We start from the raw sequence: 18,641 nt of genomic DNA, 5'->3' as shown, positions 1-18,641 counted from the left end.
AACAGGTAAAGAGCTAGGTTTGATCTTTGACTTACCCCTGGCTGCGGCGCTTTACAAAGAAAAAATCGACGATAAAACCAGCGATGACCATCCCCAACAGATATTTACCTGAGACCTCTGCGGACGTCACCGGAGAGCCCAGTGCCGTATGGAGCATTGGCACCATCATGAAACCAATAAATATGCCCCCGATACGAAATACCGACGCCGACCCTTTGCTGTCTACCTGCCGGGCCATAATGATACCTGCATACATAATGGCAAAGCCGAGAAATGATACTGCGAAAGCTGTCAGATCCATCTTAAAACCCTGTTATCGTAAGCGAAACCGCATGGTACCGACTCTCATCGCAAGAGTCATTCCACCTTGCCATGGCCTTGCCGCTGAGTTAGCGTTCGTCGCTAAATAACAACTTATTCAGGAACTCCCATGTTCGAGATTCTTACCCAGGTTGCTCTTCCTATATCCCTGATCCTGATCATGGCAGGTGTTGGCATGGGCCTTACCCCGGCTGACTTTGGGCGCGTCATCGCACAACCCAAAGCCTTTTTAATCGGCGCCATCTGTCAGATGCTCATATTGCCTCTGATTGCCATCGGCATTATCGAACTGACCGGGCTCACCGGCCCCCTGGCAATTGGTCTGTTTATTCTCGCACTTTGCCCTGGTGGCACGACATCAAACCTCTATACGCTTCTGGCACGTGGTGACGTCGGCTTATCCGTGTCACTGACGGCGGTCATCGGTTTCATCACTCCTTTTACTATCCCGATTCTTGGCGCCTGGGCGATTCACCAGTACGGCGATGCCGACCAGGCATTTGAGCTGCCACTGGCAAAGACCTGGATTACACTCATGGTGGTGACAGTGATTCCTGTCATTATTGGTATGCTTATACGCCGCTTTGCAAACAATTTCGCCGTTAAAATGGAGCCTTGGGTGTCCCGTTTTTCAGTCGCAGTACTGGCTCTGGTCATCGTCTCTATCTGCATCAACCTGGGGCCTCAGCTTATCGACTTCGTCATTACATCTGGCCCTGCAGCCCTGTTACTGAACCTGGTGACTATGGGGCTTGGCTACCTGCTGGGCAATGCCCTGCTTCACCACGAAGATCAGGCACGGACCATCTGTCTTGAAGTCGGCCTGCAGAACGGTACTCTGGCCCTGATGGTCGTCACCGGTATTCTTGCCAGCCCGGAGATGGCGGTCGCGCCATCAGTATATAGCCTGCTGATGTTCGTCACCGCGACGCTGTTTACCTTGTGGGTACGGAACCGCCCTCTGGCTTCCGCCAGATAAACCCGGCCCTTCAGATGGCCTGCCAGCTGGCAGGCCGAACTCAAGAAAATAAGCGTCATCCTTGCCAATGCACCGGCGCTCGTCTGGTGTAATATGCCTGCTTTTCACGAATCACTCATGAGGCTGTATCTCCATGCTCGGTCAGATCATCAAGTCGATTATCAAACGCAATGAGCCTGCAATCATTCCTGCGCAGGGAACCTCAGTCGTCCGCCAGCGCGTCTGGCCACACCAGATCGACTACAACCTTCATATGAATAACGCCAAATACCTGAACGTTCTGGAAGGCGCACGCTGGACGCTCTTTCGTGACAACGGTTGGTTTAAGCATCTCTTCGAGAAGCGAATCAATCTGGTCGTGGCGTCACTGGAAATCACTTTTATCCGTGAGCTGAACCTGTTCAGTAGCTATGAGATTCATAGCAAACTCCTGACCTGGGACGAAAAGTATATTTATTTCGAACATCGCCTGATGGTGAAAGGAAAGCTGTGTGGCCATGCACTGGTAAAAATGGCCGGTGTGCGCAAAGGTAAGCGCGCTCTGACACCTGAAATCTGTGAAGCCGTCGGTGCTGACTTTAATCAGGCAGTCGCTAAAGAAGCGATCACCCACTGGAGCGACATGACGCAGGCTAAGCGCGAGCTCTGAGAACGTCATGAAGCGTCAGAGAGTCTCACTCTGCCGGGGCATGGGTAAAGGAAAGTAAGTGCTCAGTCCGTCGCAGGATGGTTCATATACACTGAGTTCTAACAACCGACTACCGAGATGGAGAACTCTGATGAAGCCACTTTTTAAAGTTGCCGCGACCCTGGTACTTGCGGGTGTCGCCGGCTACGCTGCCGCCGACATTAAACCTTTTGAGGCTGTGGAATACCGAAAGGGTATTTTTAAAGCCGTTAAATGGCATTTCGGTGCTATGGGTGACATGGTCAAAGGTAAAGCTGAATTCGACAGCGAAGACTTCGCGCGCCGCGCAGATCTGCTTGCGGCATTAAGTCAGATGCCATGGGAAGGTTTCCGCCCAGGCACCTACGCCAGTGCCACATCAGCCTTACCTGTGATTGAAGACGAATGGGAAGACTTCACCGCAGCTGGTGATGCCTTCAGCGAAAAAGCAGCCGCCTTAGCGGTCGCCGCAAAAGGCGACGATATGAAAGCAATAAAGTCAGCCTTCGTAGCCACTGCCCGCACCTGTAAAGGCTGCCACGATGACTTCAAAGACTGATTAAAAGCGCCACCGCTCCGGCGGCCAGCGCCACAGAAAAAAGCCCGGCCCACACAGGCGCCCGGGCTTTTTTATTCACCGGCCCGTCAGCATACCGGCCCGGTTTTTTATTGCCTGTCACCATCCCCTGCAGCAAGCTTTCGTTTTTCGCGAACTGATGAAACAGTACTGCCAGAATATGCAGGCCAACGATGCCCAGAAGCACATTAAAGGAAATTTCGTGGAGCTCAGTGAGCAACAGGCTGGTGTCGTAACTCACCCACGAGAACAAAGGCCCTTCAAATAAGACATCGTCGGTGGCAAACAAACCAGAAATCACCTGAAAACCAACGAGCCCCAGCAAACCGATCACCGCCAGTGCGCCCAGCGGATTATGACTGAGGTAGTGCGACTCACGTCCTCTGAGAAGATCTCTCGCATACTTCAGTGTCGCTCTCGGCGACCGGATAAAGTGACTGAACCTGACGTAAGCAGGCCCAGCAAGGCCCCACAGCACACGAAAAATAATCAGTCCGAGTGCCGCCAGGCCGAAGGTCTGATGCCAGTCCATCCAGCCCTGTTCTACACTCAGCCAGGCGCCTGCCAGAGAAACCACCAGCCCCCAGTGGAAAATGCGGGTGAATATATCCCATACATGGGTTTTATCAGACATGACTCCTGCTCCATAGAAGTGAATGAGTGAAAAATGCTGACGACTTCAAATTTTTCACGAGTATTCTACGGCAGAGCTGACAGAACTAACGTACACGACTATAAATTATTGTCAGGCCTGAGAGACGCTGCTGTCCGAGCAAGAAAGAACTGACAATCTCTGCAATTCTCAAAGTGATCCAGGTGGCTCCGATGGTCACTGTTTGTAGGTTTGTGGTCTGGTAACTTAAGGTAATAAACACGCATCAGATACCGAAGGAGAATGGTATGACATGGATGATAACAGGTGCGGGTGGCCAGGTAGGCCAGTGCTTGCAGCAACAACTCAGAGAATCGCGACGCCGTATCATAGCGCTCAGTCACAATGCATTAGACATGACCAACGACAAGCTGATGACTCGCGTCCTTAACGCCAGCAAGCCACAAGTGGTCTTTAATTGCGCAGCCTACACTCATCTGGATAAAGCCGAGCAAGAGCCTGAACGCGCGTGGAGCGTAAACGCTCATGCACCTTCAGCGCTGGCGCGCTGGTGCAACGACAATGACGCCTGGTTGATTCATTTATCGTCAGACTATGTTTTTTCAGGCTGGATGGCTGACGCTTACTCCGAGAGTGCCTTACCCTGTCCTTTGTCTGAGTATGGACGAAGTAAACTGGCCGGAGAACAGGCCGTGATGGAAACCTGCGCAAAAGCCATTGTCATACGTACTGGCTGGCTATTCAGTCAGTTTGGAAAAAACCCACTCAACGATTTGTTAACCAACGCCCGTAAATCACACAAAGTAGACGTCGCCAGTGACGCCTATGTTTCTCCAACACCCGCGGTCGCACTAGCAGAAGTCATGGTGCAGATTGCCAACCTGGCCGAGCAAGGGCGCATTCCACGAGGTAGGTACCACTTTGCAGGCACTCCGACGGCAAGCACGTATCTTTTTGCAAGTGAGGCTCTGCGGCAGGCTCATAAGTTCGGATTGATCGATGAATACTGCTGCCTGGTACCTAAACCGATTAATCAGGCAGGCTCGCGAGCAACGAGGCCGCATAACTCCGCGTTGATATCGCAAAAATTACCTGAATTGGGAATTTATCCCCCCGACTGGCGCATCGAACTTTCAGCCAGCCTGGAAGCGATGAAGGCACGACAGGGCCTGGACGATTCCGAACTCTGTCAGGCCTTCGCCTCATAGACAACAAAGCTGTAGCTATATGGGTTAGGGCCCTCGGCGGCGAAGTCTTCGCGAGCGACTTCCTGCCAACGGCTCTTGTCGTATTCAGGGAAAAAAGCATCCCCTTGAACGTCTGCATGCACTTCGGTCAGATACAATCGATCCGTATAAGGCAGTGATAGCGCATAAATTTCTGCACCGCCCATGATCATAGCTTCATCCTGACCGTCGATCAGACATACGCTCTCCGCAAGCTCTTTTGCCGCTTCGACGCTGTTTACCACTTTCACGCCTTCGGGTTGGTAGTCGGCTTGACGGGTAATCACGATATTCGTACGTCCGGGGAGCGGCTTACCAATGCTCTCGTACGTCTTGCGCCCCATAATCACCGGCTTACCCATGGTGGTCTGCTTAAAATATTTCAGGTCGTTCGGCAAGTACCAGGGCAGTGAGTTATTGCGGCCAATCACACCATTTTCGGCAACCGCCACTATCATAGAGAGCTTCACAGAATAATCTCATCACTAAAAATTCAGCGACTATGATAACGATGCCGCACCATATTGTCAGGCGCAGCGCGCTACAAAATCAGGGACTCTGTCAGCGGCGAGAGGCCTCGAAAATAAATACCCCTGACATTCATCGCAGCCCAGTCCAGCCAGGCGCGATTGCGTTGTTTCATGCTCGACACCTTCGGCAATTACTTTAAGTTTGAGACTGTGAGCAAGATGAATCATTGAGCCTGCGATCGCATCATCGTCGCTGCTGGTTCCAACAGACTTAATGAAGTCGCGATCAATTTTGAGGTAATCAATGGGGAGCGTACGTAAATTCGCAAACGATGAATAGCCGGTGCCGAAGTCATCGATGGCGATAGCGATATTCTCAAATCGTAAGCGCGCGAGTGTGTCCGCTGTACGGTCGCTTCCTTCCATGATCATGGCCTCGGTAATTTCCAGCGTGAGATGTTTACCAGCCAGCCCAATTTCATCAAGAATACCGAGTATCTGATCGGCAAGATCGGGTTGAAAGAACTGTCGGGATGTCAGGTTCACCGAGACTCTGGCATCGTCGGGCATTAACCCGCCATCAAGCCACTGCCGGAACTGCTGGCAGGCACTTTCGAGCGCCCACATGCCGAATTTTTCGATCAGGCCGGTGGTTTCCAGCACCGGAATAAACTGCTCTGGAGGCACTTCGCCAAACACAGGGTGATTCCAACGCATCAGGGCCTCCACACCATATATTCGCTGCCCATCAATACTCATTTGCGGCTGATACTCCATGGATATCTGGCGATTATCCAGTGCATGATATATCGCTTTCTCAAGCCCTCCACGAATCCGATCTTCAGCGGATCGTGCGTTATAAATAACATAGCTGTTCTGACCTATCTGCTTCGCACCCGACAATACCTGCTCGGCATGCAGAATAAGGTTACCGGCATCGTGATCGGCTTCGCCTGCAAACGCGGCACCGATGCTGCCAGAAAGTTGTATTTTCTCTCCCTGAAAGATCACAGGGGCGTCGAGTTGTGCGCTGACCTTTTCACAGACCTGAATGAGATTACGCGTCTGGCGGAGGTTTTCGGCGATCAACGCAAAAGTGTTGCCACCAATCCGGGCAAGGGTGTCTGACTTGCGGGTGACGGAGCGCAGTCGCTGAGTCAGTTCAGCCAGTACGGCATCCCCGGCTGAATGACTGAACGATTCACTCAGCCTATGAAAATGGTCCAGATCCAGAATGACCAACCCCATCGGCTGCTTGCTACGCTTGTGTGCTTCCAGTGAATGCTCCAGGCGATCCTGAAACAAATAGCGGTTAGGCAACCCGGTAAGAGGGTCGAGATAACGATTCGAACGCAAAGAGCATTCACGGGTCTTGCGTGTTGCAGCAGTACGGATGGCGGGAATCAGCTCGGCGGGATTCGTCACCACTTCCTGAGCACCCAACTCCAGCAACCGCTCCATACGCATATCCGGAAAATTCAGAATCACGACCAGCGGAGCCTCCGGCAGGGCCTGCGTAGTGTAATCGAGAATCTGAGCCAACCGCTCACTGTAGGTCGATGCATGAAGCACAATGACGCCTTCCGACTCCATCCAGCTTTCGGCGAGTGATTTTCCGTCCTCACACAGATACACCCGAACGGCGCTTGGCAGAGCCGGTTCGGCATCATCAATGGAGTGCCAGAAAACGATTGGGGTTTCGAACTTAACGGGTTTAATAAAGGCCACTACAGAATCTCCCTGTGATGTATACAGAGAGTGTAGAAGGCCTCCCGGTATTAGCCCGGGAGAAACACAAAAGTCAGGCGTCAGTTCTCAGACGAAAAACAGCGACGAAAAACAGGCGCCTTGTCGCAGCAGAATATCAGACAGCCACCGGCGCCTTGATATGAGGGTGTGACTCGTAGCCTTCGATCACAAAGTCTTCAAACTTGTAATCGAAAATGCTTTCAGGCTTACGCTCGATTACCAGCTTTGGCAGCGGCAGCGGCTCGCGGCTTAACTGCAGATCTGTTTGCTCAAGATGGTTGGAATACAAGTGTACATCCCCTCCCGTCCAGACAAAGTCTCCCACTTCCAGATCACATTGCTGAGCCATCATATGCAGCAGAAGAGCGTAGCTGGCAATATTGAATGGGACACCCAAGAAGATGTCGGCGCTGCGCTGATAAAGCTGGCAGGAAAGTTTGCCATCAGCAACATAGAACTGGAAAAAAGCGTGGCAAGGCGGTAACGCCATATTTTCAATTTCACCAACATTCCAGGCGCTGACGATCAGGCGACGCGAGTCAGGATTGTTCTTAATCTGTTCGACGATCTGAGTAATCTGATCGACATGGCGACCATCCGCTGTTGGCCAGCTACGCCACTGCGAACCGTAAACCGGCCCAAGGTTCCCCTCGTCGTCAGCCCACTCATCCCAGATAGAAACGCCGTTCTCTTTCAGGTAGCTGATATTGGTATCGCCACTCAGAAACCAGAGCAGCTCATGAATAATGGAACGCAGGTGCAGTTTCTTAGTGGTGACCAGCGGAAAGCCTTCACTGAGATCAAAGCGCATCTGATATCCGAAACAGCTGTATGTACCCGTTCCTGTGCGGTCCTCTTTAAATACACCGTGTTCGCGCACGTGACGCATCAGATCGAGGTATTGTTTCATGCTTTCTTAGCTCCGCTGTTTGTGCCGTTACGGTAGGCCCAGACCAATAAAATCAGACCAAATACGATCATTGGCAGGCTCAACATCTGCCCGCGGGTCATCCATCCGAACATATCAAAGCCGATGTGCGCATCCGGCTCCCGGAAAAATTCAGCAATGGTACGGAAAACCCCATAACCAATCAGAAACATCGCACTGACCGCTTTCTGCGGACGCGGGCGCGACGAGTAAAACCAGAGAATAACAAACAGCATTAAGCCTTCCAAACCTGCCTGATAGAGCTGCGAGGGATGACGAGCAAACTCGTCGGCACGCGGAAATACCATCGCCCAAGGCACATGTTCAGGATCAGCAACACGCCCCCATAACTCACCACCAATGAAGTTACCAATGCGACCGAACATCAGCCCGAGGGGGACAAAAGGCGCACCGAAGTCGCCGACGTCAAAGAAGCTTTTTTTATGGATTTTACAGAAGATCAGAATAGCGGTCAGGACGCCTAACAGGCCGCCATGAAACGACATGCCCCCTTCCCAGACACGGACCAGCCAAAGCGGGTCTTCAAGAAACTGCGGGAAGTTATAAAACAGCACATAACCCATGCGCCCGCCAATCACGACCCCCATGGCACCGTAGAAAATAAGGTCCGAGACCTGCTGTGTGGTCCAGCCGCTACCGGGCTGTTTAGCGCGCCATGTTGCCAGCAGGTATGCCGACGCAAATGCAGCAAGATACATCAGGCCGTACCAATGTACTTTGATAAAACCGAGTTCGAACGCGACTGGATTGATATCCGGATAAGTCAGCATGGTACTTCCCTGACAGTAAAACAGTTAAAAGAAAATAAAGCGGATTCCGACGACGCAGAGTAACACAGCGAACAGCTTTTTCAGCAGCGCCGCATCCAGCTTGTGCGCCAGACGAGCCCCAATCTGAGCACAGGGTACACTGGTCAATGCAATACCAAGAACCGCAGGCCAGTAGACAAATCCAGTGGACCACTGCGGCAAGAGATCATTCCCGTGTCCCGCAATCATATTGGTGACAGCCCCGGTCAGTGCGATTGGGATACCGCATGCTGCCGACGTCGCCACAGCCTGACGCATACTGAAGCGCATCCATGACAAATAGGGGACAGTAAAGGTACCGCCGCCGATGCCAAACCAAGAGGAGCCAAAACCTACAACGCCACCAGCACTTATAAGGCCAGCAACAGAGGGGCGCTCTCCCTTGCCCGGAGGCTCCCAGCCAGTAAACATTTTCAGTGCCAGCAACAGCGCAAAGACGCCGATAATATTCTGCAATACCGGTCCGGGGACCTCACTGATCAAAGTGACACCCGCCACTGTGCCAAGAACGATTCCTGCGGCCATGCTGCGCACCAGCGACCAATCGATCGCGCCATTGCGATGGTGCTCACGTACCGAGCTAAGCGACGTAAATACGATGGTGGCCAGAGAGGTCGCCACGGCCATATGAGTGAGCACTTCAGCAGAAACACCCTGAGCTGCGAAACTGAAAATCAACACAGGAACAATTACCATGCCCCCGCCGATTCCAAACAGTCCGGCGAGGACGCCAGCAAACGCGCCTACCAGCAAATAAAGTATAAAGGTCATACAGATCTGTTCTTCTTCGTTGTCGCGGCATTATGAAGCATTCGCGCTTGGTGTACACTGCCGCTATGTGCTTAATCGTCCTCGACTGGCAACCCGGTCAACCGCAGTGGCTGCGTCTGAGCGCCAACCGCGATGAATTCTATAAACGTCCTGCGTTGCCAATGCATTCATGGGAAAGCATCCCCGGCCTCTATGCTGGCAAAGACCTTGAGCAAGGTGGCACCTGGCTGGGTGTCAGAGATACTGGCCGCTGGGCGGCATTGACCAACGTCCGAGCACCCGGCGCTGGCCCGGATAACCCGGAATCGCGTGGCGAGCTGGTGAAAGGTTTTATTGAATCCACCCTGTCTCCTCAGGGCTGGCTCGATAGCATCGACGGCGACGCGTATGCGCCGTTCAATTTACTCGCGGGCACTGCGAGCGAACTCTGGTATCTGAGTAATTATCCGACACGTCGGCTGGAGTTACTGCAGCCCGGCCGCCACAGCCTGAGTAATGCCCACCTTAATAGCCCGTGGCCCAAGGCTGAACTGGCAAAAGACCAGCTGGATCAGGCTCATAGCGATCTGGCGAACCTGCTGAGTCGACGCGAACCCTGGCCAGATGAGGTACTCCCTGCGACAGGCGTGCCGATTACCTGGGAGCGCCTGCTGTCCGCGCAGTTTATCATCGCACCCGGGTACGGCACCCGTTGCAGTACCGGTATTCTCGCTTCTGGAAACGACATCGATTTACAGGAAATTACCTGGGATGAACGCGGCCAGAAAACTGAAGAGAAAAGCTACAGATTAGCCATTAAAGACAGGTAGTCTGTCCGCGTTTGTTACAAACAAATACGCAAGAGTGAGAGCGAGTTCGAAAAGCACGTCCATACTTAAATTATGACGTGTATAAAACGCAAAACACCTAATAGCCACACCCACCGCGTACCTTTGATTGTCGGCGGCGTATGCGTGTTGCTGCTGTTTGCGGCTCTGGCTGCCAGCCTCCATACACGCCCTTTTATGCCGCCCAATGTTGCTCAAGAGCACATGGAGCACTGGCTGATCGAAGGCGCCCGTAAGGTCGCTGGTGAAGTCAGGCTCCGGCACATCCGCAACATGGAGCCCTTCTATCTCAAGCGCAAATACCAGCCCATCTGGCTGGACAGCTATCAACTGCGCCCGGAAGCACTGGAACTCATCGAATTACTCCGCGAAACCTCGGTCGACGACTGGCGCAACTATGGCTATTCGCTCGAAACCCTTGAGCGCGAGATGCGCAAGCTTACCAATCTGCCCGAGCAGGCGACTGCGATGGAAGTCTTACTCACAGACGCGTTCGTGACCTACGCAGAACAGGCTCTTAACAACGAGCTGATCCCTAACGCCGACGAAAACGATCACCCAACGATGCGCAGGGTCGTACTGTCGGGCGAAGACCGCATTACCGAAGAGCAGATCATCACTCTGCTGCATGAGTCTGTGCGCCAGAATAAACTGGATGAGCTACTGGCCGGTATGGCACCTCAGCACGACGGATACCGACGCCTGCGCGCCGAACTGAAACGCTATCGCGACATTGACCGCAGCGGCGGCTGGCGCCCGATTTCACACGAGCTGACGTTAAGTGCCGGCGAACGCCATCCTGATGTTCCTTACCTACGCTGGCTACTGGATCAATACGGCGATCTGCCTAAAGGGACTCTGGCCTGGTTCCTGGGGGATAAGAGCGAGAATACATTACGCGCCCCTGCACGGGAGAAAAGCCCCGACCTGAGCAAGCCGGAGTACCTGTTCGATGGACCAATCCGCACTGCCATCAGTAATTTTCAGGAACGCCACAAAATTGAAAGCACGGGTGAGCTGAATAAAGAAACCATCGACCGTCTGAATATTCCGCCCTATCAGACGGCCCAGCGCATCGCCCTGAACATGAAACGCTGGCGCCAGTTACCCAGCGATCTTGGCCATCGCCACATCATGGTCAACATGGCCGATTACTCGATGCGTCTGATGAATGGCGGCTCTCCTGAGCTTGAGATGAAAGTGATTATCGGCCGTCTTGATCGCCGTACGCCGGTCATGACTGACCTTATGCGTATTATTGAGATCGCCCCGACCTGGACCGTGCCTCCCCGCATTGCCAGCTCGTATCTGCTGCCCAAACTTAAGCGCAACCCTGACTATCTCAAGCAGAAAGGTTTCGATGTATTGCAGTGGCGCAACGGTTCAGCCGTACACGTAGCCGCTGACGAGATTAACTGGAAAAACTACAGTGGCCGCAACCTGCCTTACACCTTTGTGCAACGTCCGGGGAAACTGAATGCGCTCGGCAGAGTGAAATTCCTGTTCCCGAATGACCAGAGTATCTACCTGCACGATACATCCAGCCCTGAACTGTTCGCGAAAGATCAGCGAGCACTCAGCTCAGGTTGTGTCCGGGTAGAGAAGCCTCGCCTTCTGGCTGAGAAACTACTTCAGTCACAGGACGGCTGGCACCGCGGACGCATCGACGAAGCGATCGACCACAACCGCACCAGCCGTATCCGTATCAAAGACCCTGTCCCCGTGCACCTGATGTACTGGACGACCTGGGTCGACGACAACGGTAGCCTGCAAATCCGTGATGATGTTTATCAGCGCGACCTCATTGGTGGCACTGCTACCCACGCCAGCCTGTAACAACTACTTACACACTGGCGCGTATTTACGAAATACAGACGTGACACTCCTGTCGTGACGAACTTACTGATGAACTGGTTCAGATTTTTTCCGTTGGACTTTTGGCATACTGACCTTTCACTGTAATCCCAATGTAACAGGAGTCAGAACATGCTGGACCGTCGCCGTTTTCTGCAACAGTTTGCCGCTGTTTCTGCTGCAGGTATGACAGGCCTCAGTACTAATGCTTACGCCGCTTCAGAATCTGTTATTGATTCAAGCCCTGATCGTACTTTGAACCTGTACAACATTCACACAGGTGAAACGGTCAAAAGCACCTTCTGGTCTCAAGGACAGTTCATCGACAGCGAAATTGAAATGATCGACATGCTGGTTCGCGATTTCCGCGCGAATGACGTGATATCCATGGATCGCAAGCTGTATCAGGATCTGTACGAACTACAAACCCGCCTCTCACCCAACAAGCCGATGTATATCATCTCTGGCTACCGCTCGCCTAAAACCAATGCAGCTTTGCGCAATGGTTCTTCTGGTGTTGCGAAGAAGAGTCTGCACATGCAAGGTCGCGCCATTGATTTACGTATACCAGGCGTGTCCCACAAAGAACTGCATCGTGCAGCGTTAGAATTGAGAAGTGGCGGTGTTGGTTATTATCCAGAAAGCGGTTTTGTTCATTTGGATACCGGGCGGGTTCGTCGCTGGCAGGGGTAACCCTTGCCGAAAGAATCTTAGTTCAGGCCGACATTCGGGCCGATAATGCGTCCGAAACCGGCCTTCTCAAGCATCAACTGCAAGGTTGATGCGATGACTTCACCACTCTCCATAGTAATAACTTCTTCGAGTAGCTTTTCTGCCCATTCCCGGCTGATACCACGCAGTACCGACTTCACTTTCGGCAAGTTCGTCGCGTTCATAGACAGGCAGTCATAGCCCATTGCCATCAGCAGAACAGCGCCCATAGGGTTACCCGCCAACTCACCACAGACACTGACCGGTTTACCTTCCGCTTTGGCATCATCGACAATACGCTTCAGCGCCTGAAGCACACCGGGGTGAAACGCCTGATAGAGATCAGCAACACGAGGATTGTTGCGATCAACCGCAAGCAGGTACTGCGTCAGGTCGTTACTGCCGACCGACAGGAAATCGACCCGCTGAGCCAGATCCTTGATCTGATACACCGCCGCCGGGACTTCTACCATCACGCCGACTTCTGGCATCTCGACCTTAAACCCTTCTTCAAGGGTTTCGACATGCGCACGGTAAATCAGATGCAGCGCGGTATCCACCTCAGCCACATTACTGATCATAGGTAGCATAATGCGCAGATTGTTCAGGCCTTCACTGGCCTTCATCATGGCGCGTACCTGCACCAGGAAAATCTCAGGATGATCGAGGGTGACGCGAATGCCACGCCAGCCCAGAAACGGATTCGCTTCGTTAATCGGGAAATACGTAAGCGCCTTATCCCCGCCAATATCCAGCGTACGCATGGTCACCGGGTCGGGGCTGAAGGTCTCCAGCTGCTCGCGATAGATTTCCTGCTGCTCGCTTTCTGAAGGAAAACGATCCTTCATCATAAACGGGACTTCGGTGCGGTAAAGGCCCACACCTTCGGCGCCCCGGTCACGGCTGCGTAAAGCATCCGTAATCAGGCCGGTGTTTACCCACAGCGGAATCCGGTGGCCGTCGAGTGTTTCAGCAGGTTGATGCAAAAGCCCTTCAAGATCTTCGGCAAGGGCCTGCTCTTCTTCATAAATCGCATAGTACTGCTCACGCAGCTCATCACTCGGATTCGAGAACAAGAGGCCGCGATACCCATCAACAATCAGGTCTTTGCCGTCCAGCTGAGCGTGCGGTAAATCCACCGCGCCCATGACGGTTGGAATGCCCATGGCGCGCGCCAGAATGGCCACATGAGAGTTGGAAGAGCCTTTCACCGACACCATGGCGCGCAGCTTGTCAGTCGGCACTTCACCCAACATAGCTGGCGTCAGTTCTTCACTGACCAGAATGGTATCGTCGGGGTAATCATCAGGGCGGGAGGTCGCTTCGTTACCCTGCAAGTGCGCAAGGATGCGCGTGCCCAGATCAAGAATGTCTGTGGCGCGCTCACGCAGGTAGGCGTCTTCCATCATCTGGAAGTGCCCCACATATTCCATCACAACCTGACGCAAAGCACCCTGCGCCCAGTTACCTTTGTTGATCGCAATTTTAACTTCAGCACCAAGCGCATTGTCGTCCAACATGTTCAGGTACACATCGAACAGTGCCATCTCTTCAGGGCGTAATTCGCCTTTGAGCTTGCCGCCCAGTGAACGTATCTCTTCCCGCGCGGCTTCTAATGCCAGATCAAAGCGCTCAAGTTCGGTATCGAGCGACTCAGGCTCACGGTCAACAACGCCTGAAAGGTCGGCTGCAGGAGAAATAACCACACCTGTACCGAGACCAACGCCCGGAGCACCCGGAGCACCAGTAAAGCGCGTACTCTTTTTGGGTTCAGTGGCTGTCTGAGGAATATGCAGAATATTGCCGGTCGCTTCGGCATGCGCAATAACGCCGGCCAACTGCGCCGACATAGTGACCAGAAAGGCTTCTTCACCCGCATCAAACTGGCGGCTGTCGCGCTGCTGCACCACCATCACACCCAACAGGCGTTTATGGTGAATGATCGGTACACCCAGGAAAGACAAAAAAGGATCTTCCCCAGTTTCTGATAAGTACTGAAAGCGGGGGTGCTCGGGAGCATTATCGATATTCAGAGGTTCTTCGCGGGTGCCGACCAGGCCGACAAGGCCCTGTGAGCCAGCAAGACTGACCTTACCCACAGCATCCTGACGCAGACCTTCGGTCGCCATCAGGACATAGCGTTTTTCGTCTGGTTCATACAGATATACTGAGCATACCTCGGTCTGCATCGCCTCGCGAATCCGGGCAACCACTACCTTGAGCGCCTCACTCAGTTCAGTAACTGAGCTGACCTCCTGTACGATACGTCTCAGTATATCGAGCATGCTTTCTTTTCTGGCCTCGCTATTAGGCTCAGTTTATCTCATTCGTTGTTATTATCTTCCGGACTCAACCGGACTTACGTTGCAACCTTGCAATACGCGGTGCCAGCTCCGCCAGTGCGCGCCGGTATACATCGCGCTTAAAGGCCACGACTTCACCCAGAGGGAACCAATAACTTACCCAGTTCCACCCATCAAATTCTGGGTTGCCCGTCGCTGAGAGGTTAATCTCTGATTCTTCTGCCAGCAACTTCAGCAAGTACCACTTCTGTTTCTGCCCAACACACACAGGGCGCTTGTCGCGTCTTACCATCCGCTTTGGCAGGCGGTAGCGCAGCCAACCGCGGGTCGAACCGATGATCTGTACGTGCTCGGGTAAAAGACCGACTTCTTCCTGAAGTTCACGATACAGTGCTTTCTCCGGTGACTCTCCGCGCTTTATTCCCCCCTGTGGGAATTGCCAGGCATTCTGACCAATCCGACGGGCCCACAGCACCTGCCCCATTGCATTGCAGATGATGATGCCGACGTTCGGACGATACCCATGCTCGTCTATCACAATGCCATCCAACTCTATCTATTCACTCAACCTTGCCGATTTTATCGCAAAGATCAAGGGTGCACGTCGGTGCGTAAAACATAATAAGGAAAGTATGGCTTGTTCCCGCTAGAATAGCGATCTGTTTCTGATTCATCTGCCAATACAGGGCCGGTTACCGTGGCATTAGCAATTTTCGATCTCGACCATACGCTTCTTTCAGGCGACAGCGACCACGCCTGGGGCCAGTTTCTCGTTGACCGCGGTCTGGTTGACCCCGAAGTCCACCAGCGCCGCAATGATCATTTTTACGAACAGTACAAAGCGGGCAGTCTGGATATTCATGAGTATCTCGAATTTGCGATGCGTCCTCTGACTGAATATGACGCCGATCACATGCACGCAGAACGGGATATATTCCTCAACGACCGTATTGAGCCACTGGTCAGCCAGAAAGCCAGAAACCTGATCCGCCACCACGAAGAGCGCGGAGATACCCTGCTGATCATCACAGCCACTAACGGCTTTGTGACGTACCCGATCGCTGAGCGCCTGGGCATTGCACACATTATTGCCCCGCATCCGGAGGTCATTGATGGACGCTATACCGGTAAAACCGTCGGTATACCTAGCTTTCAGGATGGCAAAGTAACCCGCCTGAAAAGTTGGATGGAAGAGCACCAGCACGATATGCAAGGCAGCTACTTCTACAGTGACTCACACAACGACCTGCCACTTCTGCGCCTGGTCGATCATCCGGTGGCTGTCGACCCTGATCCAACACTTCAGGCGGAAGCGGAAGCCAACGGCTGGCCAGTGATCAGCCTGCGAATAGACTGAGATCACCATAAGAAGACTGAATCAATGAAGCGCATTGCCTCCGTTCTGCTTGGATCACTGATGCTCCTTTCTGCTTGCTCTGACAGCGAGCACAGCAAGCCTATGAGCAGAGAAGTTTCAAGCCTGCCAGAACCAGAGAGCCTCGCGGTTGATGAAGCCTATCCCGAACGCCTGATTAACATCGCCTATGCTCAACTCTCAAAATCGGTAGAAGCCGCACAGGCATTGCAGTCCAGCGCAGCAGCACTGCGTAAGAACGCAACGCCTGAGCGTCTCGAAGAGGCCAGGGGCCACTGGCGCGCCAGTTACTCTGCTTATCTTTCATCGCTCGCGGCCTCAGATATTCCTGTGCGCGAGCCCAGCGAATGGTTTGCTGCGAAGCTGACACGAAGACACCTGGCTCAACAGATCAACAGCTGGCCTATTGAACCGGGTTACATTGATTACCTTGAGGGCTATCCCTTTACCGGGATCGTTAATGACACGACTCTGGTCATCGACAGAGATTCATTGCTGGCGCAGCACCAGTTTTCCGATGCGACGTACGTCAGTGTGGGATACCACGCGATTGAGTTCATTCTCTGGGGAGAACATGGCCAGCGACCTGCGTCTGATTTCGACAGCACTGCTGCAAAACCTGAAGAGGACGATAGCAGCCCAGTGGCTCATCAGCAGCGTCGCGGAGATTATCTGGCGACACTCACCGATATACTGATTGCTGACCTTCAGCGGCTACAAATGCGCTGGGCGCCATCACCGGAGGCCCAGGGTTATTATGCTCAACTGCTGTCTGCCGCGACCCCGACAGAAACACTGCAAGCCAGCCTACTGACAGTCAACCGCATCATCGAACAGGACCTGCTTCCGAATTACCTGACGGACACTGGCAGCAGTCCTTTCAGTGGTGGTACACCTGTCGACGTAGAAGCCATTATGCGCGGTATTCGTCAGGTATTAATCTCTGAAGACGGGGCGAGTGGGCTTCAACCTTTACTGACAGCGCGCAAGCAGGAAAAAGATCTTACTCTACTGGCCGAAGTTATCACTCTGACCAGCGCCGATACAGCCTGCATTGCGGGTTGGCAAACGGCTGTGTCTTACCTCGAAGGTCAATCTGCGTGCCGCCAGCAGATGCTGGATTTACTGATCACACTGAAACAGATCAACGATCAGCTCGGGTTGCAGATTCCCGCGAGTAGCTGACAGCTCTCAGCGCGTTGGCAATACGCGAGCAAACACCGCTTTCAGATAACGGGTCTCCGGAATAGCAGGCAGCACCGGATGATCTGCCCCTTGAGAGCCCACGTGCTGAATCAGCACTTCACGATCCAGCTCTCGCCCAAGAACCCGCAGAATATCGGGCAAGCGATCATCCGCCAGATGCATAGAGCATGAACCCGCGACGATCATGCCATCTCTATTTAACAACCTCATCGCGATCTGATTAATACGCTTGTAAGCCTGCTCCCCGGCTTTTACATCTTTGCGACGAGGAATAAACGCTGGAGGATCGACCACGACGATATCAAACCGCTCACCGCTATCACGCAGCTGTTTGAGAGCGGCAAAGGCATCCCCTTCCCAGCAATGCATCTTGTCTTCTACGCCGTTCAGTGCGGCATTCTCTTCGACCCAATCCAGCGCCTGCGCTGAAGCGTCAACGCAATGCACTTCGCTGGCGCCATGATTGGCAGCCTGCACGCCCCAACCTCCGACATAACTGAATACGTCAAGCACACGCTTACCTTTAACCAGGCGATTAAGTTGCGCGCGATTTTCACGGTGATCATAAAACCAACCGGTTTTCTGACCATGAATGACTGGCGCCATAAAGCGGGTCTCGTTTTCAATCAGCGGGGCACAGTCGTCTTCGAGCTGACCATGAACAATATCGACGTACTCGTCGAGACCTTCAACCGCGCGCAGCTTACCGTCATTCTTCAGTACGATGGTCGCCGGCGACGCCACTTTATGAACCGCATCGATAATGTCATCGCGCAGCATCTCCATTGCAACGCTGGAGATCTGAATCACGGCGACATCACCAAAGCGATCAATAACAAGGCCCGGCAGACCGTCACTGTCACCATACACCCAGCGATAACACTGATGAGGGTACCAAAGCTCGCGACTGCTCATAGCCACCTGAAGTCGGTGAACAATCAGCGAAGCATCCAGTAACTGAGACGGGCTGCGACTGATAAGACGACCGCAAATTAATTGATCGGGATTCATCACGGCAACGCCGAGTGGCTTACCACTTGCCGCCTCGATCACCACCTGTTCGCCTGCCGCTATATTTTTCAGCGGTGTCTGTACGGTATCCACTTCATTGCTGTACACCCAAAGGTGACCAGACTTCAGACGACGTTCCGTCTTTGGCTTCAGGCGCAGAGAAGTAAGCATGAAACAGGCTCCGGTATAAGTAGAGAGGTAAAAGGAATGATCAACAGAGCGC

At 53.1% G+C, this 18,641-nt stretch carries 19 protein-coding genes; 9 read left to right on the top strand and 10 right to left on the bottom strand.

The window, feature by feature from the left end; genetic code table 11:
* Positions 1–31: 31 nt before the first annotated feature.
* A complete protein-coding gene (locus tag B2R29_RS11380) occupies positions 32–301 on the bottom strand; it encodes a hypothetical protein (protein ID WP_301181175.1) in 270 nt (89 codons plus the stop codon).
* A 129-nt stretch (positions 302–430) separates the two neighbouring features.
* Between B2R29_RS11380 and B2R29_RS11375 the strand changes: the two genes are divergently transcribed.
* From B2R29_RS11375 to B2R29_RS11365, 3 genes are all read left to right on the top strand, one after another.
* Entirely contained in the window at positions 431–1,300 is an 870-nt protein-coding gene (locus B2R29_RS11375; protein WP_301181174.1) for a bile acid:sodium symporter family protein, read from the top strand.
* A gap of 133 nt (positions 1,301–1,433) precedes the next feature.
* Positions 1,434–1,949: a thioesterase family protein gene (locus tag B2R29_RS11370; RefSeq protein ID WP_301181173.1), complete on the top strand. Its 516-nt coding sequence runs from the start codon at positions 1,434–1,436 to the stop codon at positions 1,947–1,949.
* 130 nt (positions 1,950–2,079) lie between these two features.
* Positions 2,080–2,526 (top strand): c-type cytochrome, encoded by a 447-nt coding sequence (locus B2R29_RS11365; RefSeq protein WP_301181172.1) that lies wholly within the window; start codon positions 2,080–2,082, stop codon positions 2,524–2,526.
* Here the strand turns inward: B2R29_RS11365 and B2R29_RS11360 are convergent.
* Entirely contained in the window at positions 2,516–3,178 is a 663-nt protein-coding gene (locus B2R29_RS11360; protein WP_301181171.1) for a cytochrome b/b6 domain-containing protein, read from the bottom strand. The genes B2R29_RS11365 and B2R29_RS11360 overlap by 11 nt on opposite strands.
* 266 nt (positions 3,179–3,444) lie before the next feature.
* Between B2R29_RS11360 and rfbD the strand changes: the two genes are divergently transcribed.
* Positions 3,445–4,365: a dTDP-4-dehydrorhamnose reductase gene (gene rfbD, locus B2R29_RS11355; RefSeq protein ID WP_301181170.1), complete on the top strand. Its 921-nt coding sequence runs from the start codon at positions 3,445–3,447 to the stop codon at positions 4,363–4,365.
* Here the strand turns inward: rfbD and B2R29_RS11350 are convergent.
* The 5 genes from B2R29_RS11350 to B2R29_RS11330 all read right to left on the bottom strand — a co-directional run bounded on the left by B2R29_RS11350 (position 4,347) and on the right by B2R29_RS11330 (position 9,131).
* The gene (locus tag B2R29_RS11350) at positions 4,347–4,841 is read right to left on the bottom strand and encodes a dihydrofolate reductase (RefSeq protein WP_301181197.1); all 495 of its coding nucleotides are present in this window, start codon (positions 4,839–4,841) and stop codon (positions 4,347–4,349) included. The two genes, rfbD and B2R29_RS11350, sit on opposite strands and share 19 nt — an antisense overlap.
* Positions 4,842–4,910: 69 nt before the next feature.
* Positions 4,911–6,581 carry a putative bifunctional diguanylate cyclase/phosphodiesterase gene (locus B2R29_RS11345; protein WP_301181169.1) on the bottom strand — a complete coding sequence of 557 codons (1,671 nt, stop codon included), beginning with the start codon at positions 6,579–6,581 and terminating at the stop codon, positions 4,911–4,913.
* Positions 6,582–6,717: 136 nt separating this feature from the next.
* Positions 6,718–7,512: a thymidylate synthase gene (gene thyA / locus B2R29_RS11340; RefSeq protein WP_301181168.1), complete on the bottom strand. Its 795-nt coding sequence runs from the start codon at positions 7,510–7,512 to the stop codon at positions 6,718–6,720.
* On the bottom strand, positions 7,509–8,321 hold the full coding sequence (gene lgt, locus B2R29_RS11335) for a prolipoprotein diacylglyceryl transferase (RefSeq protein WP_301181167.1): 813 nt from the start codon (positions 8,319–8,321) through the stop codon (positions 7,509–7,511). Before lgt ends, thyA begins: the two co-directional genes overlap by 4 nt.
* Before the next feature lie 24 nt (positions 8,322–8,345).
* On the bottom strand, positions 8,346–9,131 hold the full coding sequence (locus B2R29_RS11330) for a sulfite exporter TauE/SafE family protein (protein WP_301181166.1): 786 nt from the start codon (positions 9,129–9,131) through the stop codon (positions 8,346–8,348).
* A 65-nt stretch (positions 9,132–9,196) separates the two neighbouring features.
* Here B2R29_RS11330 and B2R29_RS11325 point away from each other — a divergent pair, with 65 nt between their 5' ends.
* The 3 genes from B2R29_RS11325 to B2R29_RS11315 all read left to right on the top strand — a co-directional run bounded on the left by B2R29_RS11325 (position 9,197) and on the right by B2R29_RS11315 (position 12,505).
* On the top strand, positions 9,197–9,940 hold the full coding sequence (locus tag B2R29_RS11325; RefSeq protein WP_301181165.1) for an NRDE family protein: 744 nt from the start codon (positions 9,197–9,199) through the stop codon (positions 9,938–9,940).
* Between the two features lie 144 nt (positions 9,941–10,084).
* Entirely contained in the window at positions 10,085–11,794 is a 1,710-nt protein-coding gene (locus tag B2R29_RS11320; RefSeq protein WP_301181164.1) for a L,D-transpeptidase family protein, read from the top strand.
* Between the two features lie 150 nt (positions 11,795–11,944).
* Positions 11,945–12,505: a YcbK family protein gene (locus B2R29_RS11315; protein ID WP_301181163.1), complete on the top strand. Its 561-nt coding sequence runs from the start codon at positions 11,945–11,947 to the stop codon at positions 12,503–12,505.
* 17 nt (positions 12,506–12,522) lie between these two features.
* Here B2R29_RS11315 and ptsP read toward each other — a convergent pair whose 3' ends face one another.
* Both ptsP and rppH read right to left on the bottom strand, forming a co-directional pair.
* Positions 12,523–14,808, bottom strand: a complete 2,286-nt coding sequence (gene ptsP, locus B2R29_RS11310; RefSeq protein WP_301181162.1) for a phosphoenolpyruvate--protein phosphotransferase — start codon at positions 14,806–14,808, stop codon at positions 12,523–12,525.
* Between the two features lie 64 nt (positions 14,809–14,872).
* Positions 14,873–15,364 (bottom strand): RNA pyrophosphohydrolase, encoded by a 492-nt coding sequence (rppH, locus tag B2R29_RS11305; RefSeq protein WP_068440986.1) that lies wholly within the window; start codon positions 15,362–15,364, stop codon positions 14,873–14,875.
* Between the two features lie 159 nt (positions 15,365–15,523).
* Between rppH and B2R29_RS11300 the strand changes: the two genes are divergently transcribed.
* Positions 15,524–16,183 carry an HAD family hydrolase gene (locus B2R29_RS11300; protein ID WP_301181161.1) on the top strand — a complete coding sequence of 220 codons (660 nt, stop codon included), beginning with the start codon at positions 15,524–15,526 and terminating at the stop codon, positions 16,181–16,183.
* A gap of 24 nt (positions 16,184–16,207) precedes the next feature.
* The gene (locus tag B2R29_RS11295) at positions 16,208–17,386 is read left to right on the top strand and encodes an imelysin family protein (RefSeq protein WP_301181160.1); all 1,179 of its coding nucleotides are present in this window, start codon (positions 16,208–16,210) and stop codon (positions 17,384–17,386) included.
* Positions 17,387–17,392: 6 nt separating this feature from the next.
* Here the strand turns inward: B2R29_RS11295 and B2R29_RS11290 are convergent, their stop codons facing one another.
* Entirely contained in the window at positions 17,393–18,589 is a 1,197-nt protein-coding gene (locus tag B2R29_RS11290) for a class I SAM-dependent rRNA methyltransferase (protein ID WP_301181159.1), read from the bottom strand.
* Positions 18,590–18,641 lie beyond the last annotated feature (52 nt).

Source organism: Thalassolituus sp. UBA3500 (assembly GCF_002377545.1).
Classification (GTDB): Bacteria; Pseudomonadota; Gammaproteobacteria; order Pseudomonadales; family Oceanobacteraceae; genus Thalassolituus.
This window is presented reverse-complemented; position numbering and strand designations above follow the sequence as displayed.